Source organism: Paludibacterium sp. B53371, assembly GCF_018802765.1.
Classification (GTDB): Bacteria; Pseudomonadota; Gammaproteobacteria; order Burkholderiales; family Chromobacteriaceae; genus Paludibacterium.
Genome location: NZ_CP069163.1, coordinates 2,101,998 through 2,127,629, shown reverse-complemented (window position 1 = coordinate 2,127,629; position 25,632 = coordinate 2,101,998). Strand labels below are relative to the sequence as shown.

Genomic DNA, 25,632 nt, shown 5'->3' with positions numbered 1-25,632 from the left:
CGACGAATTTGGGAAAACGCATGGTATTGACGAATGTAAAGCAATTTGCCAGTGAACTGGGTCTGACCCCCGAGCGCCTGCAGGAACAACTGCGCGCAGCCGGGGTGGGTGACCGTTCGCTGGACGCAACCCTGACGGAAAAAGACAAGACACAGCTGCTGGATTACCTCAAGCGCTCCCATGGTGTGCGCGACGAAAGCCGCATCACCGTGACACGCAAGCAGACCAGCGAAATCCGTACCGCTGGCGGGACCGTCAAGGTCGAGACCCGCAAGAAGCGCGTGGTCGTCCGTCCGGAAGAAGCCGAGCCGGTCGCACCGGCTGCCGCCGTTGCCGCCGCACCGGTTGCCGAGGCCAAGCCGGAACCGAAACCCGAGCCGAAGCCGGAGCCCAAGCCCGAACCGAAGCCGGAACCGAAGCCGGAGCCCAAGGTTGAGCCCAAGCCGGAACCGAAGCCGGAGCCCAAGCCCGAGCCCAAGGCGGAAACCCCCGCCGAGCCGGTGCGCGCAGTCCGTCCGACCCCGGCATCCATCCTGTCGCCGGAAGAAATCGCTGCCCGTGAAGCGGAAGAGAAGCGCCAGATCGCTTTCCGTGAGCGTCAGGCTGCGCTGATGAAAGAAAAAATCGAGCGTGAAGAGCGCCGTGCTGCGGCGGCCCGTCAGGCGCAACAGCAGGCCGCCGCGCCCGCGCCGGTTGCTGCTCGTCCTGCCGCCGAAGCCGGCGCCGAGCCGCGCCGTACCGACGCTGCCCGTCCGGCCCGTCCGGCAGGCCAGGGCGCCCCTGGCGGTGCCCGTCCGGGTCAGAACAACGGCCCGCGCAGCGGCGCTCCGCGCCCGGCCGGCGCCGCACCGGCTGCTGCCGGTCAGCCTGCCAATCCGAGCGCCGGTCCGCGTTCGCCGGACAAGAAGCCCGCTTCTGCCGGCAAGAAGGACCGCTGGGACGACAAGAGCAAGGGTGGTCGCGGTCTGAAGGTGCGTGGCGGTGATGCCAGCAATGACTGGAAGTCCAAGAAGGGTGGCCGCAACAAGCATCAGGGCCAGCATGCCTTCCAGGCGCCGACCGAGCCGATCGTGCATGAAGTGCTGGTGCCGGAAACCATTTCCGTCGCTGACCTGGCGCACCGCATGGCCGTCAAGGCTGCCGAAGTGATCAAGATCCTGATGAAGATGGGCATGATGGTGACCATCAACCAGGTTCTGGATCAGGAAACCGCGCTGATCGTGGTCGAAGAGATGGGCCACAAGGGCAAGGCTGCCCAGGCCGATGATCCGGAAGCCTTCCTGGAAGTCACCGAAGGCAGCGCGGTCGAAGTCGTCAAGCTGCCGCGTCCGCCGGTCGTGACCGTCATGGGTCACGTCGACCACGGCAAGACCTCGCTGCTGGACTACATCCGCCGCGCCAAGGTGGCTGCCGGTGAAGCCGGTGGCATTACCCAGCACATTGGTGCCTACCACGTCGAAACCTCGCGTGGCGTCATCACCTTCCTCGACACCCCGGGTCACGAAGCGTTTACCGCCATGCGTGCCCGTGGTGCCAAGGCGACGGACATCGTGGTCCTGGTGGTCGCAGCCGACGACGGCGTGATGCCGCAGACCATCGAAGCCATTCACCATGCCAAGGCTGCCGGTGTGCCGATCGTCGTGGCGGTGAACAAGATCGACAAGCAGGGCGCCAACCCGGAACGCATCCGTCAGGAACTGGTTGCCCAGGAAGTCGTGCCGGAAGACTGGGGTGGCGATACCCAGTTCATCGAAGTGTCCGCCAAGCAGGGCACCAACATCGATGCGCTGCTGGAAGCCATCCTGCTGCAGGCCGAAGTGCTGGAACTGACCGCCGCCCAGGATGCGCCGGCCAAGGGCGTGATCGTCGAGGCCCGTCTCGACAAGGGTCGCGGTCCGGTGGCGACCTTCCTGGTGCAGTCCGGCACCCTGAAGAAGGGTGACATTCTGCTGGCCGGCACGGCTTTCGGTCGCGTTCGCGCCATGATCGACGAAGCCGGCAAGTCGGTGGATGAAGCCGGTCCTTCGATTCCGGTCGAAATCCTCGGTCTGTCCGATGTGCCGTCCGCCGGTGAAGACGCCATGGTACTGGCCGACGAAAAGAAGGCGCGCGAAATCGCCCTGTTCCGTCAGGGCAAGTTCCGCGACGTACGTCTGGCCAAGCAGCAGGCTGCCAAGCTGGAAAACATGTTTGCCCAGATGGCCGAAGGCGAAGTTCGTTCGTTGTCGCTGATCATCAAGGCCGACGTGCAGGGTTCCTACGAAGCCCTGGCACAGAGCCTGCAGAAGCTGTCCACCGACGAAGTGCGCGTCAACATCCTGCACTCCGGCGTGGGTGGCATCACCGAATCGGACATCAACCTGGCCATTGCCTCCAAGGCCATCGTGATCGGCTTCAACACCCGCTCCGATGCGGCAGCACGCAAGCTGGCCGAAGCCGAAGGCGTCGATATCCGCTACTACAGCATCATTTACGATGCCGTGGACGAAGTGAAGGCAGCCCTGTCCGGCATGCTGGCACCGGAGAAGCGCGAACAGATCCTGGGTACCGCCGAGATCCGTCAGGTCATCAACGTCTCCAAGGTTGGCAACATTGCCGGCTGCATGGTGACCGATGGCTTGATCAAGCGTCACGCCCAGTACCGCCTGATCCGCGACAACGTCGTGGTCCACTCGGGCGAGCTCGACTCGCTGCGTCGCTTCAAGGATGACGTGAAGGAAGTCAAGCAGGGTTACGAGTGTGGCCTGATGATGAAGAACTTCAACGACATCCACGAGGGTGACGTACTGGAAGCCTTCGAAATCGTCGAAGTGGCACGTACGCTGTAATCCGGTCGATACGTCCGAAGGCCCGTCTGGCGTCAGCGTTAGGCGGGCCTTGTTTTTCGCGGCGGGCAAGTATGGCGCCTGCCGCCTGAGGAGAAGTGACATGGCAAAAGCCAAACGCGGGTTCGCCCGCACTGATCGCGTAGCCGAACAGATCCGCAAGGAAATGGCCGAGCTGCTGCAAAAAGGTCTGAAAGACCCCCGTGCCGGCTGGATCACCCTGACCACCGTCGAAGTGACCCGCGACTATTCGCACGCCAAGATCTACTACACCGTGATGGACGAAAAGACCCGCGAGGTCACCGCCGAAGCCCTGCGCCACGCCGCCGGCTACCTGCGCGGCGAACTCGGTCGTCGCCTGTCGATCTTCACCACGCCACAACTGCAGTTCGTCTACGACGACTCCATCGAGCGCGGCGTGCGCATGAGCCGCCTGATCGACGAAGTCAACGAAAAAGACCGCATCCCTGCCCGGGAAGAGGGTGACAGCGAGAGCGAAGCCGAATGACCCAGGTGCGTCGCGTCAAACGCAATATCGATGGCGTGCTGCTGCTGGACAAGCCGTATGAAATCAGCAGCAACGGTGCGCTGCAGAAGGCCCGCTGGCTGTACAGCGCTGCCAAGGGTGGCCACACCGGCGTGCTCGATCCGCTGGCCACCGGTCTGCTGCCGCTGTGCTTCGGCGAGGCCACCAAGTTTTGTTCCTACCTGCTGGATGCCGACAAGGCCTACCGTGCCACCGTGCGCTTCGGCCAGGTGACCACCACCGGCGACATCGAAGGCGAAGTGGTGCGCGAACGGCCCGTCACCTTCGATCGCGAGCAACTCCTTGCCGCCATGCAGGCTTTTGTCGGCGAGATCGACCAGGTGCCGCCGATGTACTCGGCGCTCAAGTACCAGGGCAAGGCGCTGTACGAATATGCCCGTGAAGGGGTCGAAATCGAGCGCAAGGCCCGTCGCGTGACCATTCACAGCCTGACCCTGCAATCCTTCGATGGTCTCGAAGCGGTGATGGACGTGATCTGCAGCAAGGGGACCTATGTGCGCACCCTGGCCCAGGACATCGGCGAGCGCCTCGATGCCGGTGCCCACCTGACCGGCCTGCGCCGCACGGCCACAGCGGGTTTCCAGCTGGCAGACGCCATCACCCTGGACCAGCTGGAAGCCCTCGACCTGCCCGGGCGCGATGCCCTGTTGCTGCCTGCTGACGTGCTGGTACAACACTTGCCGGCCATTTCGCTGGATGAAAAGCAGTCGGCGCGCTTTTGTCATGGCCAGGCCGTGCGCATTGACGAAAAGTGTGAGACAATGCTGCGCTTCCGGGTTTACCGACAGGAAACTCGGAAATTTCTCGGTCTGGCCGATGCGCAAGCTGATGGCATGCTGCAACCAGTCAGACTGATGGCGTTCAACGCCGAATGAGAAGGGCGCCGCAAGGCACCCTTCGTGAACGAAGCATGGATGGGTTTCGGCTTGCCGATGCTCGCCTCGCTTGTCGGGCACCTGCCCCAAACCGCAATTGGAGTAACACCGCAATGGCAATGACCGCTGAACAAAAAGCAGCAATCGTTAAAGACTTCCAGCACAAGGAAGGCGACACCGGCTCGAGCGAAGTACAAATCGCCCTGCTGACCGCTCGCATCAACGATCTGACCCCGCACTTCAAGGCCAACACCAAGGATCACCACAGCCGTCGTGGCCTGTTGAAAATGGTTAGCCGCCGCCGTCGCCTTCTGGATTACCTGAAGGGTACCGACGCGGATGCCTACCGCGCCCTGATTGCCCGTCTGGGTCTGCGCAAGTAATACGCAGCAAGGAAAAAGTCGCAGCTGGTCTGCGACTTTTTTCTAACTGTTGCCGGTTTGACCCTCACGCCCGGCGGCATCGCAACCAAGTCACACAAGCAGCAACGGGGGGAGCCTCTAGTCATGATTGTCCTGACGGGCTGTCATCACTAGGGGTTCCCGTTGCACCACGCGATCCGCAGGCACAACAGAAAAGGAACCGCCGTGTTCAAGAAAATCGAAAAGACCTTCCAGCTGGGCAACCAGACCGTCAAGCTGGAAACCGGTGAAGTGGCCCGCCAGGCTTCCGGCGCCGTCATCGTCTCCGTTGAAGAAACCGTCGTCATGGTGGCCGTGGTCGGCTCCAAGAACGTCAAGCCGGGCCAGGACTTCTTCCCGCTGACCGTTGACTACCTCGAGCGCACCTACGCTGCCGGCAAGATTCCGGGCGGCTTCTTCAAGCGCGAAGGCAAGCAGTCCGAGAAGGAAGTCCTGACCAGCCGCCTGATCGACCGTCCGATCCGTCCGCTGTTCCCGGAAGGCTTCTACCATGACGTGCAGATCGTCGCCACCGTCCTGTCGCTGAACCCCGAAGTGGATTCCGACATCCCGGCCATGATCGGTGCTTCCGCTGCCCTGGCCATCTCCGGCCTGCCGTTCAATGGCCCGATCGGTGCCGTGCGCGTCGGCTACGCCGATGGCCAGTACCTGCTCAACCCGACCAAGACCGAACTGCAAACCTCGCAAATGGATCTGGTGGTCGCCGGTACCGAACGTGCCGTGCTGATGGTTGAATCCGAAGCCAAGGAACTGCCTGAGGCCGTCATGCTGGGGGCCGTGGTCTTCGGTCACGAGCAGATGCAGACCGCCATCCGCGCCATCAACGAATTCGCTGACGAAGTCAACCCGGTGATGTGGGACTGGCAGCCGGCAGCGCGTGACGAAGCCCTGGTGGCCCAGATCCGCGACATCGCCGGTGCCAAGCTGGCCGAGGCCTTCCGCCTGCGTCAGAAGCAAGCCCGTACCCAGGCCATCGACGAAGCCTGGGCTGCCGTCAAGGCCGCGCTGATCAACGAAGAAACCGACACCCTGAAGGCCAATGAAATCAAGGGCATCTTCAAGGGGATGGAAGCCGAAATCGTTCGCGGCCAGATCCTGGCCGGCGAGCCGCGTATCGATGGTCGCGATACCCGCACCGTGCGTCCGATCGCCATCAAGACCGGCGTGCTGCCGCGTACCCACGGCTCGGCGCTGTTCACCCGCGGTGAAACCCAGGCCCTGGTCGTGACCACGCTGGGCACCAAGCAGGACGAGCAGATCATCGACGCGCTGGCCGGTGAATACACCGAACGCTTCATGCTGCATTACAACTTCCCGCCGTACTCCACCGGTGAAGCCGGCCGCATGGGCCCGCCCAAGCGCCGTGAAATCGGCCACGGTCGTCTGGCCAAGCGCGCCCTGGTGGCCGTGCTGCCGCCGGAAACCGAATTCGGTTACTCGATGCGCGTGGTCTCGGAAATCACCGAGTCCAACGGCTCCTCCTCGATGGCTTCGGTCTGCGGTGGCTGCCTGTCGCTGCTGTCCGCCGGTGTGCCGCTGACCGCCCACGTGGCCGGCATCGCCATGGGTCTGATCCTCGAAGGCAACCGCTTCGCCGTGCTGACCGACATCCTGGGTGACGAAGATCACCTGGGCGACATGGACTTCAAGGTGGCCGGTACCGCTAACGGCGTGACCGCACTGCAGATGGACATCAAGATTCAGGGCATCACCAAGGAAATCATGCAGGTCGCGCTCGACCAGGCCAAGGAAGGCCGCCTGCACATCCTGGGTCTGATGAAGGATGCCGTCGGCGGTGTACAAGAGCTGTCCACCTACGCACCGCGCCTGTTCACCATGAAGATCAACCCGGACAAGATCCGCGAAGTCATCGGCAAGGGTGGTGAAACCATCCGTTCGATCACCAAGGATACCGGTACCGAGATCAACATCGAGGAAGACGGCACCATCACCATCGCTTCCGTGACGCAGGAAGGCGCAGACGCTGCCCGCAAGCGCATCGAAGAAATCACCGTCGAAGTCGAAGTGGGCAAGGCCTACGAAGGCACCGTGGTCAAGATCCTCGACAACAACGTCGGCGCCATCGTCTCCATCCTGCCGGGCAAGGACGGTCTGGTGCACATCTCGCAAATCGCTCACGAGCGCATCAAGAATGTGTCCGACTACCTGAAGGAAGGCCAGGTCGTACGCGTCAAGGCGATCGAGCAGGACGATCGCGGCCGTATCCGCCTGTCGATCAAGGCCCTGCTGGAAGAAGAAGCCAAGGCTGCTCAGGCCACGGCCGAATCCTTCGGCCTCAAGACCAGCGAATAAGCCGTTTCGCCGTCGCACAAAAAACCCGCCCGTTCTGGCGGGTTTTTTCTTGCCGTCAGGGGGGTTTCGGAGCGCTCTGATAGGGCAAGGCCAGCCGTCAGAAAACAATGCTTTCTCTTGTTGACAAGGAGAAAGCATGTCTTTCAAAAGAAGCAAAATCGCTCTGGCTTGTGCCGCCGCCTGCGCTATGTTGCAAGCAACGGCAGCCCAGGCTGGCAGCATGACGGATGTGTCCAGCGCAGATGGTCCGCTCACACCGACTGCAATCGCAGGCAACGGTTCGATGATCGTGGGCACCGTCGAAACCGCACCGTCCGACAACAGCCTGTTTGTCTGGACCGCCGACACGGGCGTACGCAATCTTGGCTCGCTCGGCATGGGGCTGGTCACCGATGTGGTGCTCTCGGATGACGGACACTATGCCGCTGGTTCCGGGCTGGATGCCGTCGCCCGCGAGAAGGCCTTCCGGGTGAATACCACCACCGGTGCTTTCGAGGATCTCGGTTCATTCGGCAGTACCATGATGGTCAGCGGTATCTCGAAGACGGGTGCTGTCGTCGTCGGGTCGGGCTACATTCCTGGCGATACCGTGCATGGTTTCTATTCGGTCAATGGCGCCCCGGTTCAGGATATGGGCACGCTGGTGGCGGGCGGGGCCTCGCACGTCAATGCCGTAGCGGCGGATGGCAATATGATTGTCGGTGATGCCACCGTTGCCTCCTCTGCCACGCACGCTACCGTGGCCATCCCTAACAGTCCTACCAGCTACGGCGCATGGCGTGATCTGGGGACGCTGGGTGGAACCAACTCGACCGCCATGGCGGTCTCGGATGGCTTTAGCGGTAACTACGTTATTGCCGGCGAATCTGACGATGCATTTGGTAATAACCATGTCTTCAGGATAGATGGCTCTGGTCCGATGGAAGATATCGGCACCCTGGGCGGCGATAACGTCACCTTCGTCGGCATGTCCGGAACGGGCAACCAGATGACCGGCACCTCCGAGATGGCTGATGGCAGCAAGCACGCCTATCGCTATGACAGCACCCTGCTGATGCAGGATCTGGGTACCCTGGGTGGCACCAACTCTGAAGCCACAGCGATCTCGCACGATGGCAGCACCGTCGTCGGCTACAGTGATACTGGCGCCGGTACGGTTCATGCCTTCCGCTCGGTTGACGGCGCGACCATGAACGACCTGGGCACCCTGGGTGGCGATACGTCTACCGCGCTCGCGGTGTCGGATGATGGTCGTATCGTCAGCGGCACCTCCACCACCGCCGGTGGCGACAGCCACATGTTCGTCTGGAAGGCATCGGCTACCGATCCATCCTCGGGTGGCGGCCACATGATCGACGTCGACAACACCCTGAGCGCCATGGGCACCAGCGCCCAGCGCCAGCAAGTGCTGCTCGATACCGCGGCCAGCCAGCTGGACGGCTTGCTGGGCAGTGGTTGTGGCAGTGAAGTGATCGGCCAGCTGTGCCTGGGCATCCAGGGCGGCTACCGTGGGGGCAATGGCGAGCAGGTGAGCGATGGTCTGGCGACGCTGGGCTACCGTCTCGACAGTCAGTGGCAGCTGGGCATGAGCGTCGACAGCAGCCTGCAGCAAACGCTGCCGGGTCAGTACCAGACCCACGGCAATACCATCCCGTCCCTTGGTGCCTATGCCAACTTCCAGCAACAGCGTGATGGCGAAGGCTTCTCGGCCCGTATGGCGCTCGCCTGGAGCCGTCTGGATCTGGACATGACCCGTGATCTGGCGGAGAACACCGAAGCCGGCACCGGCAGCGCCCGCCTGACCGGCAAGGCCGCCAGCCTGCTGGCCAGCTATCGCCTGCGCCATGGCGCCGGCTCGCTGGCCCCCTACGGTGGTCTGCAATACACCTCGATCGAGCGTTCGGCCTATGACGAAGCCAGCGGCGGTGAATTCCTCGCCGGCTACGACGCCTTCCAGCGTCGAGCGACGGCTGCCGTCCTCGGCCTGCGCACCGAGCATCCGTTCGGCGACAAGTGGAGCCTGAGCACCAACCTTGGCGTGGACCATGACCTGAATCGTGCCGACAGCCAGTTTGCTGCTGATATCGATGTGCTGGGCCGTTACCAGAGCAACGCCGACGATGCCAAGCGCACTCGTCTGCACAGCGAGCTGACGGTGAATTACAGCATGGACAAGGCCACCCGCCTGCAGGCCCAGACCTTCTGGGGGCAACAGGCCTATGGCAATGCCGTCAATGGCGTGCGCTTCGGCATGACTCACCAGTTCTGATCAAGTCGTCATCCAGGGGGCCCGGTCTTTCATTGTGCATGGCAAGCACAATGAAAGACCGGGCCCCCTTCTGTTTGCTGCTCTCCGGAAAAATCCTCTCGCGAGCGGCCTTTTTTCCTGCATCGGGGTTAAAATGAGTGGCTGCAGGCGCTCATTCCGTCTGCATGCCATCTTCTCCCTGACTGACTTTAGCCATAAAGGATGATCCATGACCCAGACAGTTTCACGCGCCACGTTCGACCAGGTAATGGTCCCGTCTTACGCTCCGGCCGGCTTTGTGCCGGTGCGAGGTAGCGGTTCGCGCGTGTGGGACCAGGAGGGGCGGGAGTATATCGACTTTGCCGGCGGGATCGCCGTCAACGCGCTGGGTCACTGTCATCCTGAAATGGTGGCTGCGCTGACCGAGCAGGCCGGCAAGCTGTGGCATATCTCCAATCTGTTTACCAATGAGCCCGTGCTGCGACTGGCCGCCTTGCTGACCGGGCTGACCTTTGCCGATCGCGCGTTTTTCTGCAATTCCGGTGCCGAAGCCAATGAAGCGGCACTCAAGCTGGCGCGCAAGTACGCCTGCGACCAGGGGCACAGCCACAAGCAGCGCATCATTGCCTGCCTCAACAGTTTCCACGGGCGCACCCTGTTTACCGTCAGCGTCGGCGGTCAGGCCAAATACCGCGAAGGTTTCGCCCCTCTGCCGCCCGCCATTGATCATGTTCCTTACAACGACATCGCCGCTCTGGCTGCCGCCATGGGCGATGATGTCTGTGCCGTGATCATCGAACCGATTCAGGGGGAGGGTGGGGTTGTGCCGGCCGATCCGGCCTATCTGCAGGCTGCACGCGAGCTGTGTGATCGCCATCAGGCCCTGCTGGTCTTCGACGAGGTGCAAAGCGGCATGGGGCGCACCGGTTCGCTGTATGCCTACATGGACTACGGCATCACCCCGGACATCCTGACCTCGGCCAAGGCGCTGGGTGGCGGCTTCCCCATTGGTGCCATGCTGACCCGCGCGCACGTTGCCGCCAGCTTTACCCCCGGCACACACGGGACCACTTATGGCGGCAACCCGCTGGCCAGCGCCGTGGCGCTGTGTGCCGTCGGCATCATCAGCCGTCCCGAAGTGCTGGCCGGGGTCAGGGCGCGTCACCAGCAACTGCTGGCCGGGCTGCAGGCCCTCAATCAGACCCGCCAGGTGTTTGCCGATATCCGCGGCAAGGGCCTGCTGCTGGGGTGCGAACTGCAAGGCCCGCTGGCCGGTCGTGCCCGGGATGTGCTGACCGCCGCGGAGAAGCAGGGGCTGATGCTGTTGCAGGCTGGCCCTGGCGTGCTGCGTTTCGCCCCCTCGTTGCTGATCGAAGCACAGGACATCGAGCAGGGGCTGCAACGCCTGACTGCCGCACTGGATAGCTTGCTGTAAGTGCCCGCCCGGCGGGCATGGCATATCGACTTTGAACTGGGTCCAATCCTGGCGCGGACGCGAGTCCGCTGCCAGAACGTAACGGGAGTGACACCATGCTGACCGTCCGACCTGTCCGCATCGCGGATTTGCCGGTCATTGAACGTCTGGCCTACGACAGTGGTATCGGCGTGACCAGCTTGCCGGCCGACCGCGATCGGCTGTTTGATCGTATTCAGCGCTCGGTCTCGTCCTTCGAGCACGAGGCCACTGCCGGCGCCGGCTACGAGTACTACGCCTTTGTGCTGGAGAACGATGGCCAGGTCGTCGGTACCGCCGCCCTGGCTTCGGCGGCGGGCTTTGATGAGCCTTTCTACAGCTACCGCAACGAGATCTTCGTGCATGCCTCCAGAACCTTGCGCGTGCATAACCGCGTGCATGTGCTCAATCTGTGTCACGATCTGACCGGCATGGTGCAGCTGTGCGGCTTCCACGTTGATCCGCAGTTCAATCAGCTGGGCGCCGAGCTGCTGTCGCGTGCCCGGCTGATGTTCGTTGCCGGCCAGCGCCTGCGATTTGGCAAACGCATCATTGCCGAGATGCAGGGCTTGCATGACGAGGCCGGTCAGTCGCCGTTCTGGAATGCCATCGGTCGCATTTTCTTCGACATGGATTTCCCCCAGGTCGAACAGGCCTTCATCAGCCACAGCAAGTCTTTTATTGCCGAGCTGATGCCTAACTACCCGATCTATGTCCCCTTGTTGCCCGACGATGCACAGGATGCCATCAGCCAGGTTCATCCCCGCTCCGAGCGCACCTGCCAGATCCTGTCGCGCGAGGGCTTCGAAATGGATCAGTACATCGATATCTTCGACGGCGGTGCTGTCCTGACCGCCGAAATTGACCGCCTGCACACCCTGCAGCACTCACGGCTGTATCGCATCGAGCAGGTCGGCAGCCAGCCGGCAGGTGCCAAGGTGCGCCTGGTCAGCAACGAGCGTTGCGCCAATTATGTGGCGGCACTGGCGCCCAGCGTGCTGGCGGACGGCGTGGTGCAGCTGGAGGCCGATGCCATCGAGGCACTGGGCGTGAGCGCCGGGACCTGGGTCCGCGTCGCCGAGTTGCAACTGGGGTGAAACCGGTCGGGCCTGCGCAGACAGGGCGGGCCCGCCAAAGCCAAATCGGGAATAGACAATCATGATGATCATCCGACCTATCGCACGCGGCGATCTGGATCGCTTCATGGCCCTGGCCAAAGAGGCCGGTGTGGGCATGACTTCGCTGCCGGCCGACGAGCATTGCCTGGCCGAGCGCATTGAGCGCTCGGTCAAATCCTTCGCCGGAGAACTGCCCCAGGTCGAGCAGGGCTATATCTTCGTGCTGGAAGATACGGTGCGCGGGACCATTGCCGGCACTTGCGCCCTGGAAGCCGCCGTCGGTCTCAAGACGCCCTGGTACAACTACCGTATCGGTACCGTGGTGCACGCCTCGGAAGAGCTCGGGGTCTACAAGCGCCACGATGCGCTGTTTCTGTCCAACGACCATACCGGCTTTTCCGAGTTGTGCAGCCTGTTCATGCATCCGGAGTACCGCGCCAACCGCAATGGTTCCCTGCTGTCCAAAAGTCGCCTGCTGTTCATGGCGCAGTTCCCCGACCTGTTCAGCGACGTGGTGGTGGCCGAGCTGCGCGGCGTTTCCGATGCCAGGGGCTCTTCGCCATTCTGGGAGGGACTGGGGCGCCACTTCTTCTCGATGGACTTCTCGCATGCCGATTACCTCACCGGCCTGGGTGAAAAGACCTTTGTCGCCGAGTTGATGCCCAAGCACCCGATCTATATCGAGATGCTGCCCGATGCGGCCCAGGCGGTGATCCGCCAGCCTCATGCTGATACCCGGCCGGCGCTGGAAATGCTGCGTGCTGAAGGCTTCCGCTGCGAGGGCTATGTCGACATCTTTGATGGTGGCCCGACCGTACAGGCCTATCGTCGGGAGATCCGCGCCGTGCGCGACAGCCAGCTGAGGTCGGTGAATCTGGTCGAACAGGCCGTTGAGCAAGGGGAACGGTTGTTGGTGTGCAATACCGACTTTGCCGGCTTCCGGGCGATCCTGGTCTATGGCGATGCCGCCGCAGCCAGTGTATCGCTCAGTGCGGTGCAGTACGACGCACTGGGCCTGGAGGAGGGGGGCAAAGTGCGCTGCGTCAGCCTCTCGCCGCGCGCACAAACCCCGGGTTGATGTCTGAGAGACATCCCGATGACATGATGCATGGCAATAACTGCGTCATGGCTGGCTGACATGCTCCAGGCATGAATATTCCATCTGCAGGCCGCACCTTGGTGCGGCCTTTTGTTTTGTGTACTTGTATTTTGTATACAAGCGAATCTTGTACCGATCTGTTCTCTGGCGGATTTTCGTTTGCGAACAATGATTGCACCAAATGGCGTGACAGACAGGGTGAATTATTCCATTTCCAACAAAATGGCGGATATTTTGCCCCCTTAAAATGTCTTCATATCAATGGTTTCTGATATACAAAACATCTGGCGATGTGGGTGTTTTGTGCGGTAAAAATCCAATAAATTCAAAGACATGCAAAAATCAAAAATAGTTTCGAAAAATGTGCCATTTAACCAATTGTTAAGATTGACAGTTTATTGAGCGCGCAAGCATAATCCGAACGACTGTCGGACAGAACACAATAAACGACAGCATGCGGTGCCAGTGTCGGATTGCATGGATGGCGGGGCAAGGTAACGGGAAAAAAACCACCCTGCAGGACATGGAAGACCGACACGGAGGACGGTGCACAACACTGTCTGCCGCCGGGATAAATAGAACAAGGAGATTTCCCTCGTGGACATTTTTCTGCAGCAGATCCTCAACGGGCTGGTGCTGGGCAGCATTTACGCCCTCATTGCCCTCGGCTACACCATGGTGTACGGGATCATGGGCCTGATCAACTTCGCCCACGGCGAAGTGGTGATGTTCGGCGCCATGGTGACCATCACCGTCATCAGCACACTGGTCGGCGCCGGCATCAATCTGCCGGGACCGATTCTGGTGATCATCGGTCTCCTGATCGCCATTCCTGCTTGTATGCTGATCGGCTTCACCATCGAACGGATTGCCTACCGGCCGCTGCGGGGCGCGCCGAGACTGGCGCCGCTGATCACCGCCATCGGCCTGTCTATCTGCTTGCAGCAGGTGGCCATCCTGATCTGGGGGCGCAACTACATTCCGTTCCCGCCCATCCTCAACCATGACGTCATCTCCATCTTCGGCGCCAGCATCACCAAGTTGCAGATCGTGATCATCGCCCTGTGCCTGGCGATCATGGTCGGTCTGCTGCTCATGGTCGAGAAAACCAAGCTTGGCCGCGCCATGCGCGCCACCAGCCAGAACCCGGCTGTGGCCGGCCTGATGGGCGTCAACGTCAACAGCATCATCTCCGCCACCTTCGTCATCGGCTCCGGCCTCGGCGCCGTGGCCGGTGTGATGGTTGCCACCAACTACGATCAGGCTCACTACTACATGGGCTACATGATCGGTATGAAGGCCTTTACCGCAGCGGTGCTGGGCGGCATCGGCAACCTGGGCGGGGCGGTACTGGGCGGGATTTTGCTCGGCATCATCGAAAGCCTGGGGGCTGGCTATATCGGCGACCTGACCGGTGGCTTCATGGGCAGTAACTACCAGGACGTCTTCGCCTTCGTCGTCCTGATCCTGGTACTGATCTTCCGTCCATCCGGCCTGCTGGGTGAAAAACTGGCCGATCGCGCCTGATCAGGAGAACACCATGAACAACACCATTCGCAACAAGCTGGGTATCTACATCGCCAGTGCCATCGTGCTGGCCGTGTTGCCCTTCGTGGTCGGCGGCTTCCTCGGCAACTCCTGGGTGCGCATCGTCGACTTCGCCCTGCTGTACATCATGCTGGCCCTCGGCCTGAACATTGTGGTGGGCTTTGCCGGCCTGCTCGACATGGGCTACATCGCCTTCTATGCCGTCGGCGCCTACAGCTATGGTCTGATGAGCTCGCCGCAGTTCGGCCTGCACTGGCCGTTCTATGTCACCATCCCGCTGGGCGCGGTGTTTGCCGCCTGCTTCGGCCTGATGCTCGGCACCCCGGTGCTGCGCCTCAAGGGTGACTACCTGGCCATCGTGACCCTCGGCTTCGGTGAGATCATTCGTATCTTCATGAATAACCTCAACCAGCCGATCAATATCACCAATGGCCCGCAAGGCGTGAACCTGATTGACCCGATCCATCTTGGCGGCTTCACCCTGGGCAAGACCCTGGAAATCGGCGGCCTGTCCTTCCCGGTGGTTTACCTGCACTACTATCTGTTCCTGTTCCTGTCGGTCGCCGTGGTCATCATGGCCACCCGCCTGCAGCACTCGCGCATCGGTCGTGCCTGGGTCGCCCTGCGAGAGGACGACGTGGCCGCCGCCGCGATGGGTATCAACATCCGCAACATCAAGCTGCTGGCCTTTGCCCTCGGCGCCTTGTCCGGCGGTATCGCCGGCGGCCTGTTTGCCTCGTTCCAGGGCTTCATTTCGCCCGAATCCTTCGGCCTGATGGAATCGATCATGATTCTGGCCATGGTGGTGCTGGGCGGCATGGGGCATATCCCGGGCGTGGTACTGGGGGCCGTGGTGCTGACCATCGCGCCGGAAATCCTGCGCGATACCATCGGACCGCTGCAAATGAATACCTTCGGACGCATGATCGTCGATCCGGAAAATGCCCGCCAATTGCTGTTTGGTCTGGCACTGGTGGTGATGATGCTGGTACGTCCGGCCGGGATGTGGCCTTCCAAGCGCCGCGCACTCGAGTTTTCCGATGCCAAGGCCAAGGCCAGGGTACAGAAGGGGTAAATCATGGCAGAAGCTTTGCTGAAAATTGAAGGCATCAACAAACGATTCGGTGGTCTGCACGCCCTGTCCGGCGTCAGCCTGGAAATTCCTCGCGGTGCGATCTACGGCCTGATTGGCCCGAACGGCGCCGGCAAGACCACACTGTTCAACGTACTGACCGGCCTGTACATGCCCGACGAAGGCAAGTTCGACTTCGACGGCCATGACCTGTTCCGCGCCAAGCCGCACAAAGTGGTAGCAGCCGGTATTGCCCGTACCTTCCAGAACATCCGGCTGTTTGCCGAAATGACCGCACTGGAAAACGTCATGGTGGGCCGCCATATCAAGAGCCGTGCCGGTGCGCTGGGCGCGGTGCTGCGTGATCCGCGCACCCGGGCCGAAGAAGCCGCCATTCGTGAAAAGGCCTGGGAGCTGCTTGAGTATGTCGGTATCGCCGATGTGGCCGAAGAACGGGCACGCAACCTGTCCTACGGCCACCAGCGCCGGCTGGAAATCGCCCGCGCTCTGGCGACCGAGCCCAAGTTGCTGGCGCTGGACGAACCGGCGGCCGGCATGAACCCGCGCGAAACCGACGACCTCAAGCAACTGATGAGCAAGATCCGTGACGGCGGCGTCACCATCCTGCTGATCGAGCACGATGTCAAACTGGTGATGGGCCTGTGCGATCGCATCGCCGTGCTCGACTATGGCAAGCGCATCGCTGAAGGGGTGCCCGAAGAGGTACGCAAGAACCCGAAAGTGATCGAAGCCTACCTGGGGGTGCCACAAGAATGAATCTCTTGGAAGTTAAAAATCTGCAAGTGGCCTACGGCGGCATCCAGGCCGTCAAGGGGATCGATTTTCACATCAAGCAGGGTGAGCTGGTCACTTTGATCGGCGCCAACGGTGCCGGCAAGACCACCACCCTCAAGACCCTGATCGGCATGGTCAAGAAGAGTGGCGGCAGCATCGAGTTTGAAGGCAAGGACTGTGCCGCCATTCATTCCCACGACTTTGTGCGGCATGGCCTGGTGATGGTGCCGGAAGGGCGCGGCATCTTCCCCAAACTGACCGTCGAAGAAAACCTGCTGATGGGGGCTTACATCCGTAACGACAAAGCGCAGATCCAGGATGAACTGGTTCGCATCTACGACCTGTTCCCGCGGCTGAAGGAACGTTGCAAGCAGCTGGCGGGCACCCTGTCCGGTGGTGAGCAGCAGATGGTGGCCATGGGACGTGCCATGCTGTCCAAGCCGAAGCTGTTGCTGCTGGATGAGCCTTCCATGGGGCTGGCACCGATCATCGTGCAAAAGATCTTCGAAATCATCCAGATGGTGGCGGCCGAAGGGGTCACCATGCTGCTGGTGGAGCAGAACGCCCGCCTGGCGCTGGAAGTCAGTCAGCGCGGCTATGTCATGGAAAGTGGCAAGATCACCATCGGTGGCGATGCCCGCGAGCTGCTCGACGATGAGCGCGTGCGCAACGCCTATCTCGGTGAGTAGGGTAGTAAGCAAGCAATGAGCGCAACGTTCAGCCCCGTCGTCCTGATCCATCAGGCCGCCGGGGCTCTTTTACTCCCCCCCCTGTGCCTCCTCTGGCTGGCCCTGCTCGGGCTGTGGTTCCGGCGCCGCTGGCTGGTGGGCCTGGCCCTGGCCGGCATTTACCTGCTGGCGACCCCGCAAGTGGCCTGGTGGCTGACCCGCCCGCTGGAACCGGTGGTGGCGTCACCCGGCGCCCTGCAGACCATTGATGCCATCGTGGTCCTCGGCGGTGGCAAAGACTTCGCGCCCGAGTACGGTGATGAAGAGCTCTCGTCCGACTCGTTGCTGCGTGTGCGCTATGCCAGCTGGCTGGCCAAGCAACTCGGCAAGCCGCTGCTGGTGACCGGCGGTTCGCCGCTGGGTGGCGAACCCGAGGCTGTCGTGATGGCCCGAACCCTGCAGCGTGACTACCACCTCGACGTACGCTGGGCAGAGAGCCGTGCCAACACCACCGAAGAGAATGCCCGCTACAGCGCTCCCTTGCTTAAGGCAGCCGGCGTGCAGCGTATCGCGCTGGTCTCCAATGCCTGGCACCTGCGCCGGGCACGCGCCCTGTTTGTGCGCCAGGGGTTTGACGTGCTGTCGGCACCGACAGGCTTGAGCCATCCGTCTCCCAGTGCCCTGATCAACTGGTTGCCCAGCGGTACTGCCCAGCGACAGAGCTGGATTGCGCTGCGCGAGTGGGTCGGCATCGCCTGGATGAATTTGCATGCCAATGGGGCAGGCGAGTAGCATCAGCCATTCAAATATACTCAGGGAGCGTCTCATGGATGTCGGTGCCATCATCATCGGTGACGAATTATTGTCCGGCAAACGCAGCGATAAGCATCTGCCCGCCCTGATCCGCCTCCTCGCCGCCCGTGGCATGAAACTCGCCTGGGCCGATTACCTTGGCGACGATCCGCTGCGCATTCAGGCCGCCCTGACACGCGCCTTCGGCAGCGGCGACCTGGTGTTCAGCTTCGGCGGCATTGGCGCCACCCCGGACGACTTCACCCGCGCCTGTGCCGCTGCCGCCTGCGGCCAGCCGCTTGAGTTGCATCCCGAGGCCAAAATCCTGCTGGAGCAGCGCTTCGGTGCCGATGCCTACCCGCACCGCATCCAGATGGGGTACTTTCCGCAAGGCGCGCGGCTGATCCTCAATCCGGTCAATCAGGTGCCCGGCTTCTCCGTCGCGGACGTTCACTTCGTGCCGGGCTTTCCGGCCATGGCCTGGCCGATGATCGAGTCCGTTCTGGATCGTGATTACCGCCACCTGTTCAGTGACCAGCCGGATGTTGACCGCACCCTGATTGCCCTCGAGGCGCGTGAAGGCGATCTGATCGACCTGATGCAGGATTTCGTCCGCCGTTACCCGGCGCTGCGCCTGTCCAGCCTGCCCAGTTTCGGCAACCAGCGCATCAGCCAGATGCACATCGAATTCGGCTTCAACGGCAAGGCCGCCCTGGCCGAAATGGCGCTGGCCGAATTCGCTGCTGCCCTGAAGGCGCGTGGCTACACGTTGCTCGACAGTGTCACGGCGCCGCGTGCCGAATGAGGGATCGGAAAATACCTCTTTACCAGCAGGGCATGCCCTGATAGATTATTCCGCATGAATAGCAAATTTCTTACACAAGGCTGGTGGTGGCTCGACTGATCGAGCGGCCTGCCTGTGTCTGAAACCCAACCAAGCCGCCCGGAAGTTTCGAGCGGCTTTGTCTTGCCTGTCCCCCGCCGAAATCTCCGGGCGCCAACCCCGGAGAAACTCATGCAAGAAGTCAGTTACTGCACCCAGGGCGGCATCGAAGTGCTGCGCCAGACCGAAGAATGTGCCTACCCACAGGCGGGCCGCGCGCTGGTCGAGGCGCTGAATCAGTCGCGTGGTGTCTGGTTCTCTTCCCGCTTTGAATTTCCCGGGCGTTACACCCGCTGGGATATGGGTTTCGTTAATCCGCCTCTGGTGCTGACCACCCGTGGCAGAACTTTTCGTCTTGAGGCCCTCAACGCGCGTGGTCAGGCTCTGCTGCCCGGGCTGGCTGCCATGCTGGCAGATGAGCCGGCGCTGAGTCAGTTGCAGCAAGACGAGCAGACGCTGAGTGGCCAGATTCTGCCGGCCGGCGAGGATTTCAGCGAAGAGCTGCGCAGCCGGCAACCCTCGGCTTTCAGTCTGGTGCGCGCCCTGAGCCGTCTGTTCGCCAGCCCGCAAGACAGTGATCTCGGTCTGTATGGGGCCTTCGGCTACGACCTGGTGTTCCAGTTCGAGCCGATGACGCTGCGCTTGCCCCGGGCTGATGATCAGCGTGATCTGGTCCTGTATCTGCCCGACGAACTGCTGCTGGTGGACCACATGCAACAACGTGCCCGTACCGTGCGTTATGACTTCAGCCTGCAGGGGGAGCGCACCCACGGCCTGCCGCGCCTGGGGGCTGCTGCCCCGTACCACTCCCTGGCCAGCCAGACCCCGGCGGCCTGCGACCATGCCCCCGGCGAATATGCTGCCCAGGTCGAACGCGCACGACAGGCCTTTGCCCGCGGCGATCTGTTTGAAGTGGTGCTGGGCCAATTGTTTGTCGAGCCCTGCAGCGAACAGCCCGGCGTGCTGTTCGACCGGCTGCAGGCCAGCAACCCGGCACCGTATGGCGCCCTGATGAACCTGGGGGAGGGCGAGTTTCTGGTCGCGGCCTCGCCGGAGATGTTTGTGCGCGTCGAAGGCCAGCGTGTCGAGACCTGTCCGATCAGCGGGACCATTGCCCGTGGTCAGGACGCCCTGCAAGATGCCGCCCAGATTCGTACCTTGCTCAACTCCGGCAAGGACGAGTCGGAGCTCACCATGTGTACCGACGTTGATCGCAACGACAAGTCACGCGTTTGTCAGCCGGGCTCGGTGCGCGTCATCGGTCGGCGTCAGATCGAGATGTACTCGCGCCTGATCCATACCGTCGATCACGTCGAAGGCCTGCTGCGCCCAGAGTTCGACGCGCTGGATGCCTTTCTCAGCCATGCCTGGGCCGTGACCGTCACCGGTGCCCCCAAGCGCTCGGCCATTGCCTTCATCGAGGCCCACGAACACTCGCCCCGCCGCTGGTACGGTGGTGCCATCGGACGCCTGACCTTCGACGGCAACATGAACACCGGCCTGACGCTGCGTACCCTGCGCCTCAAGGATGGTGTGGCCGAAGTACGTGCCGGAGCCACATTGCTGTACGACAGTGATGCCGCGGCGGAGGACGCCGAGTGCCACCTCAAGGCCTCGGCCCAGCGTGCCATCCTGCGTCCTGCCGTCACCGCCAGTCTCGCGACCGGGGTGGTGTCCCTGCCGGGTGCCGGCAAGCAGGTACTGCTGATCGATCATGAAGATTCCTTCGTGCATACCCTGGCCGGCTACCTGCGTGTGTCCGGCGCCGAAGTGCACACCCTGCGTGCGCCGCTGGCTCGTCAGCAACTGGCCCAGGGCCTGCGTCCCGACCTGGTGCTGTTGTCGCCGGGGCCGGGCAGACCGGAGGACTTTGCCATGCGCCAGACACTGGAAATCCTGATCGGCCTGTCGATTCCGGTGTTTGGTGTCTGCCTTGGTCTGCAGGGCATGGTGGAGTATTTCGGAGGTCGGCTGGGCCAGTTGCCGCTGCCGGTGCACGGCAAGCCCTCGCCGGTCAGCCGGCTGGGCGGCCGCCTGCTGGCGGACTTGCCAGAGCGCTTCGAGGTGGGGCGCTACCATTCGCTGTATGCCGACCCGGCACACTTGCCGACCTGCCTGCAGGTCACTGCCCGCAGCGAGGATGGTGTGATCATGGCCATTGAGCACCACCAGCTGCCGCTGGCCGCCGTGCAGTTCCACCCCGAGTCGATCATGACACTCGGGGTGGGGCAGGCCTTGATGAATGCGGTGATGGCGAAGCTGGGGGCAACCGGTGAGGGCGCATGCTTGTAGGGCGTGCTCTTGTAAGGCGCACGCTTGTAAGGCGCACTCTTGTAAGGCGCACTCTTCAAGTGCGCCATCATCCGGTATGGCATCGGCGCATTGCATTGGTGCATTGCCTCCGGCGAATGCACCCTACGCGAATGCACCCTGCGCGTATGCACCGGTCGAAAATGCGCTCATCCGTAGGGCGCAATCTTCAATTGCGCCATCATCCGGTATGGCATTGGCGCATGGCATCGGTGCATTGCATTGGTGCATTGCATCGGCGCATTGCATCGGCGCATTGCATCGGCGCATTGCATCGGCGCATTGCCTCCGGCGAATGCACCCTACGCGAATGCACCCTACGCGAATGCACCCTACGCGAATGCACCCTACGCGTATGCACCGGTCGAAAATGCGCCCATTCGTAGGGCGCAATCTTCAATTGCGCCATCATCCGGTATGGCATTGGCGCATGGCATCGGCGCATGGCATCGGTGCATGGCATCGGTGCATTGCCTCCGGCGAATGCACCCTACGCGAATGCACCCTACGTGAATGCACCCTGCGCGTATGCACCGGTCGAAAATGCGCTCATCCGTAGGGCGCAATCTTCAATTGCGCCATCATCCGGTATGGCATTGGCGCATTGCATCGGCGCATTGCATCGGTGCATTGCATTGGTGCATTGCCTCCGGCGAATGCACCCTACGCGAATGCACCCTACGTGAATGCACCCTACGTGAATGCACCCTACGTGAATGCACCCTACGTGAATGCACCTTATGCGGCTAATGCGCCTTCCTGTCTCAGGACGGTTTCCAGCGCGTCAAAACAAACCGGATCGATGGCGCTGTTCAGGTTGGATCGCATGATCTCCAGTGTTTTGTCGACCGGGGTGGCCGGGTGGTAGGGCCGTTCGGCGTTGATGGCGTCAAAGATATCGGCGGTGGTGATAATGCGGGTTTCCAGCGCGATCTGTGCCGCCTTTAGCCCTTTGGGATATCCGCTGCCATCCAGCTTTTCGTGATGGGCACCCGCCACTTGGGCCAGTTCGGCAAACTGGGTGATACGCCGCAGGATATCTTCGGTAAAGCCGGCGTGACGCTGTACTGCCGCCCATTCTTCCGCATCCAGTCGTCCGGGCTTGTCGAGGATAGTGTTGCTGACCCCCAGCTTGCCGACGTCATGCAGCAGGGCGCCGCGCTTCAGCCACCGCCGACGCGTCTCGTCCATGCCCAGCTCGGCGGCGATGCAGTCGGCGTAATGGCCTACTCGCTGGCTGTGACCCGCGGTGAATGGGCTTTTCGAGTCGACCACCCGGCCAAAGCCATCGGCGATTTCGTCCAGATAGTCCTCGTCCAGTGGCACCGTGCAATGGGCCGGTTCCAGCGCCAGCACTGCCGAATCGATGTCCTCGGCCTCCAGCTGCTGCCAGAACGCGTCATCCCTGGCCAGGCCCTGGGCCACTTTCACCAGGGCGGGATCCAGCCAGCCCCCGGCTCGCGCCGTGACCTCCGCCAGTGCGGCCTCCCGGCCATGGGTAATGTTGAACACATCCAGCACTTGGGACAGCAGGGCAATACGGGCATTGAGCGGGATGGCCTCACCCTGAAGACCCAGTGGCCGACCCGAGCCATCCCAGTGTTCATCCAGCGACTGAATGCCGCGGGCGACCTGTTCGTTGAAGCGCAACTGCCGGGCAATATCGGCGCCTCGGTGGCAGCGGGTATTGATCAGCTCATCGGCCATCTGCTTGCCGTGCCGCAGTACATTGAGAATGGATTTCACCCGTTGCGGCCAATTGCCGGCATGAGTGCCGGTATGGTTGAAGACGAAATTCAACATCTGCGGCAGATTGGCCCCCACCATTTTGAACGCTTGTTTGAAGTGACGATCATCCGTCAAATACAACTCGCAAATGCGAGAAGCGTTACTGCTGCAACCCAGGTCTTTCAGCAGGATGGCGTAATAGAGCTCCCACTTTTGTTGCTCGTCCAGGCCGATTGCGGCACCGATGTGCATGCCAATCCAGCAACTGCGGATGCAATGGCCTTCAGGCTGCCCTTCGGTAATGTCGAGGGCGTAACTGAGCGAGCTGATCAGTTCTGACAGTTTCAGGCTGGTGGTCATGGAGAATCCATCGGTTGCGATATCCTGTCAGCATGGTGGAATTTCATGAAAAATAAAAGTGAGTTGCAAATGGCGCATTGCATTGGTGCATTGCATTGGTGCATTGCATTGGTGCATTGCATTGGTGCATTGCATTGGTGCATTGCATCGGTGCATTGCCTCCGGCGAATGCACCCTACGCGAATGCACCCTACGCGAATGCACCCTACGCGAATGCACCCTACGCGAATGCACCCTACGCGAATGCACCCTACGTGAATGCACCGGTCGAAAATGCGCTCATCCGTAGGGCGCAATCTTCAATTGCGCCATCATCCGGTATGGCATCGGCGCATTGCATCGGGCGAATGCGCCTAACCTTTACAGGGTAAAGCTGTTGACGACTTGTGCCAGGCCATTGGACAGTTTTTGCAAGTCCTGAATGATGTGCTCGGTCTGCTGGATCTGGCCGTTCTCGTTCTGGGCGCTCTGCGACATTCTCTCCGCGGCCTGGGCCATGGTCTCTGCCGCGTGTGACTGCTCGTTGGCGGCGTCGCGAATCTCGATGATCTTCTGTCTTACATCGTCCATACATTGCTGGATGGCCGAGATGGACGCCAGTGCCGCTTCGATCTGGGCCACGCCGCTGCTTACGGCATGATTGGTTTGCTGACCACGCTGAATCGCCTGACCGGCCGCCTGGCCCATCGACTCGACCATCTGGTCGATTTCCACCGTGGCCTTGCCAGTGCGCTCAGCCAGTTTACGCACTTCATCGGCGACCACGGCAAAGCCGCGTCCTTGCTCCCCGGCGCGGGCAGCTTCGATCGAGGCATTCAGCGCCAGCAGATTGGTCTGATCGGAAATTTCCTTGATCTCGGCGGCAATCGAACCGATTTGCCGCGAACGTTCACCGAGTGCCGTCATGTCGCTGAGCAAGTCGACCATCGAATGAGAGACTTGACCGATCTCGCCCGCCACGCTGTGCATGGCTTTGACGCTGTCGTTCGACAGGCGTCCGGCCTGCTCGACCACCTGGGTGGTCTGCCGGGTATTGTCGGCAATGTGGGTCACGCTCACGGTGATTTGTTCGATGGTGGCCGCTGTCGATTCGGCCAGTTCGGTGGTGTTGACCGAGTCCTGCGTCAGGGCATGGGCCATGTCTCCCAGGCGATCAACATTGCCATTCAGGTTTTGCGATTGTTGTCGCACCGTCAGCAACTGCTGATGCAACTGTTCCATATGAATATTGAAACTGCTGGCAATTTGTCCGATTTCGTCACGACTTTCCACCTGCAGGCGGCTGGTCAGGTCTCCATGGCCCGAGGTCAGTGCTGCCATCGCACGCTGCAGCTTATCCAGTGGACGGGTAATCGAATTGGCCACCATCCAGATCAGCAATACCGCCACCAGCAGGACCAGCGCACTCACCCCGGCCAGCCACATCACCGTCGTATTGACCGCCTGATAGGCCTCTGCCTCCGAGACCTGCACCACGACAAACCAGCCGGTGCTGGGCATATAGCTCGAGGCGACCACCATCGGCCCCTCCGGCCCGACAAAATGCCCGAGATTGAAGTTGTTCTTCTGCAGCAAGGTTGCCGATACCTCCGCCATGCCCGGCAGTGTCTGCATGCCGACCTTGTTGCTCACCTTCACCAGACTCAGGTCGCGATGAATCTGGATCCCGCCGTTCTGGTCCACCAGAAAGACCTGGCCGTCCTTGCCGATCGAGGTTTGACGCACCTGATTGGCAATGGCGGTCACATTCAGCCCGATACTGGCAATGGCACGATGTCCGGCCGCATCTTTGGCTAGGGCATTGATGAACATCATCACATTCGGGCTGCCCGGTTCGACCCCGAGGTTGAAGTCCACGGTCTTGCCGCTATTGAGAAATGCCGAGAACCAGCCATCGCTGGCCGACTTCGGTTCCACCTTGCGCGACAGCCCTTTGCCGTCGTCGTAATAATTCAGCGTCGCCTCGGAGATCCAGTCTACTGATTCAGCCCCGCTGATGGCCTTCACCTGACGGGCATAACGTTGCCAGGTGCCAATCCCGCTGGCGGGTTCTCCCTGTGCCATCCAGTCGAGCAGAAATACATTGCCCGCCATTTGCCGGGTTTGTGCCATGGGCACCGATACCGCCGTATCCAGACCATTGCGGATAGCCTCGACCGTGCGTACCAATTCATATTGCTCCAGGCGATCGGCCAGCGCCCGATGCACCAGACGGGCTGTCAACAGGCCGGTGACCAGCAGCGCGGCGGCCAGAATGCCCACGACGCTGATCAGCATTTTTGAACGAACCGACATTGTTCTGAACATGATAAGAATCCATCAAAGGAGGAAAACGGCAAGATGGATCCGGCCACCTTGCGGTGCCTGGATCTGAGTTTTCTATGACAGAGCAATTAACGCGCCATGGGGAAGAGGGGGTTTTTGAAGCGATAAACGGTGATTGCCGTATCAAAGCAATACCATTTGCTATCAAATTGAGAATCTGCAGCAGGCTGGGGGAACGCTGCCGAGGGCCGGCAGGCGCCGTCGTTGACCAGGGGGGCTATTCTCTCCACAATCGAGAGCTCGCCGACGAT

General features: G+C 61.5%; 20 protein-coding genes. 18 read left to right on the top strand and 2 right to left on the bottom strand.

Annotated features, from left to right (window positions below):
• The first annotated feature begins 20 nt into the window (after positions 1 to 20).
• The 17 genes from infB to JNO51_RS17550 all read left to right on the top strand — a co-directional run bounded on the left by infB (position 21) and on the right by JNO51_RS17550 (position 21,718).
• Complete coding sequence (gene infB, locus JNO51_RS10260) at positions 21 to 2,828, top strand: translation initiation factor IF-2 (RefSeq protein WP_215776701.1); 2,808 nt, start codon at positions 21 to 23, stop codon at positions 2,826 to 2,828.
• 100 nt (positions 2,829 to 2,928) lie between these two features.
• The gene (gene rbfA / locus JNO51_RS10255) at positions 2,929 to 3,333 is read left to right on the top strand and encodes a 30S ribosome-binding factor RbfA (protein WP_215776699.1); all 405 of its coding nucleotides are present in this window, start codon (positions 2,929 to 2,931) and stop codon (positions 3,331 to 3,333) included.
• Complete coding sequence (truB, locus tag JNO51_RS10250) at positions 3,330 to 4,247, top strand: tRNA pseudouridine(55) synthase TruB (protein WP_215776697.1); 918 nt, start codon at positions 3,330 to 3,332, stop codon at positions 4,245 to 4,247. The genes rbfA and truB overlap by 4 nt, the downstream gene beginning before the upstream one ends.
• 113 nt (positions 4,248 to 4,360) lie before the next feature.
• Positions 4,361 to 4,630 (top strand): 30S ribosomal protein S15, encoded by a 270-nt coding sequence (rpsO, locus tag JNO51_RS10245; RefSeq protein ID WP_215776695.1) that lies wholly within the window; start codon positions 4,361 to 4,363, stop codon positions 4,628 to 4,630.
• Positions 4,631 to 4,834: 204 nt separating this feature from the next.
• Positions 4,835 to 6,982 (top strand): polyribonucleotide nucleotidyltransferase, encoded by a 2,148-nt coding sequence (pnp, locus tag JNO51_RS10240; RefSeq protein ID WP_215776693.1) that lies wholly within the window; start codon positions 4,835 to 4,837, stop codon positions 6,980 to 6,982.
• Positions 6,983 to 7,118: 136 nt separating this feature from the next.
• Positions 7,119 to 9,251, top strand: coding sequence for a hypothetical protein (locus tag JNO51_RS10235; protein WP_215776691.1), 2,133 nt, complete (start codon positions 7,119 to 7,121; stop codon positions 9,249 to 9,251).
• 208 nt (positions 9,252 to 9,459) lie between these two features.
• Positions 9,460 to 10,665 (top strand): aspartate aminotransferase family protein, encoded by a 1,206-nt coding sequence (locus tag JNO51_RS10230; protein ID WP_215776688.1) that lies wholly within the window; start codon positions 9,460 to 9,462, stop codon positions 10,663 to 10,665.
• 95 nt (positions 10,666 to 10,760) lie between these two features.
• On the top strand, positions 10,761 to 11,780 hold the full coding sequence (aruF, locus tag JNO51_RS10225; protein WP_215776686.1) for an arginine/ornithine succinyltransferase subunit alpha: 1,020 nt from the start codon (positions 10,761 to 10,763) through the stop codon (positions 11,778 to 11,780).
• A gap of 61 nt (positions 11,781 to 11,841) precedes the next feature.
• The gene (gene astA, locus JNO51_RS10220) at positions 11,842 to 12,879 is read left to right on the top strand and encodes an arginine N-succinyltransferase (RefSeq protein WP_215776684.1); all 1,038 of its coding nucleotides are present in this window, start codon (positions 11,842 to 11,844) and stop codon (positions 12,877 to 12,879) included.
• Positions 12,880 to 13,497: 618 nt separating this feature from the next.
• Complete coding sequence (locus JNO51_RS10215; RefSeq protein WP_215776683.1) at positions 13,498 to 14,427, top strand: branched-chain amino acid ABC transporter permease; 930 nt, start codon at positions 13,498 to 13,500, stop codon at positions 14,425 to 14,427.
• 13 nt (positions 14,428 to 14,440) lie between these two features.
• A complete protein-coding gene (locus JNO51_RS10210; RefSeq protein ID WP_215776682.1) occupies positions 14,441 to 15,523 on the top strand; it encodes an ABC transporter ATP-binding protein in 1,083 nt (360 codons plus the stop codon).
• Between the two features lie 3 nt (positions 15,524 to 15,526).
• Entirely contained in the window at positions 15,527 to 16,297 is a 771-nt protein-coding gene (locus JNO51_RS10205; protein WP_215776681.1) for an ABC transporter ATP-binding protein, read from the top strand.
• Complete coding sequence (locus JNO51_RS10200; protein ID WP_215776680.1) at positions 16,294 to 17,004, top strand: ABC transporter ATP-binding protein; 711 nt, start codon at positions 16,294 to 16,296, stop codon at positions 17,002 to 17,004. Before JNO51_RS10205 ends, JNO51_RS10200 begins: the two co-directional genes overlap by 4 nt.
• 15 nt (positions 17,005 to 17,019) lie before the next feature.
• Positions 17,020 to 17,775 (top strand): YdcF family protein, encoded by a 756-nt coding sequence (locus JNO51_RS10195; protein WP_215776679.1) that lies wholly within the window; start codon positions 17,020 to 17,022, stop codon positions 17,773 to 17,775.
• A 34-nt stretch (positions 17,776 to 17,809) separates the two neighbouring features.
• Positions 17,810 to 18,580 (top strand): molybdopterin-binding protein, encoded by a 771-nt coding sequence (locus JNO51_RS10190; RefSeq protein WP_215776678.1) that lies wholly within the window; start codon positions 17,810 to 17,812, stop codon positions 18,578 to 18,580.
• A 210-nt stretch (positions 18,581 to 18,790) separates the two neighbouring features.
• Positions 18,791 to 20,950 carry an anthranilate synthase component I gene (locus tag JNO51_RS10185; protein ID WP_215776677.1) on the top strand — a complete coding sequence of 720 codons (2,160 nt, stop codon included), beginning with the start codon at positions 18,791 to 18,793 and terminating at the stop codon, positions 20,948 to 20,950.
• 531 nt (positions 20,951 to 21,481) lie between these two features.
• Positions 21,482 to 21,718 (top strand): pentapeptide repeat-containing protein, encoded by a 237-nt coding sequence (locus tag JNO51_RS17550; RefSeq protein ID WP_371822830.1) that lies wholly within the window; start codon positions 21,482 to 21,484, stop codon positions 21,716 to 21,718.
• On the opposite strand, the gene JNO51_RS10175 is transcribed toward JNO51_RS17550, so the two are convergent.
• Positions 21,707 to 23,056: an HD-GYP domain-containing protein gene (locus JNO51_RS10175; protein WP_215776675.1), complete on the bottom strand. Its 1,350-nt coding sequence runs from the start codon at positions 23,054 to 23,056 to the stop codon at positions 21,707 to 21,709. The two genes, JNO51_RS17550 and JNO51_RS10175, sit on opposite strands and share 12 nt — an antisense overlap.
• Before the next feature lie 58 nt (positions 23,057 to 23,114).
• Here JNO51_RS10175 and JNO51_RS17545 point away from each other — a divergent pair, with 58 nt between their 5' ends.
• Positions 23,115 to 23,345 carry a pentapeptide repeat-containing protein gene (locus JNO51_RS17545; RefSeq protein ID WP_215776674.1) on the top strand — a complete coding sequence of 77 codons (231 nt, stop codon included), beginning with the start codon at positions 23,115 to 23,117 and terminating at the stop codon, positions 23,343 to 23,345.
• Positions 23,346 to 23,416: 71 nt separating this feature from the next.
• Here the strand turns inward: JNO51_RS17545 and JNO51_RS10165 are convergent, their stop codons facing one another.
• Complete coding sequence (locus JNO51_RS10165) at positions 23,417 to 25,363, bottom strand: methyl-accepting chemotaxis protein (protein ID WP_215776673.1); 1,947 nt, start codon at positions 25,361 to 25,363, stop codon at positions 23,417 to 23,419.
• Between the last annotated feature and the right edge of the window lie 269 nt (positions 25,364 to 25,632).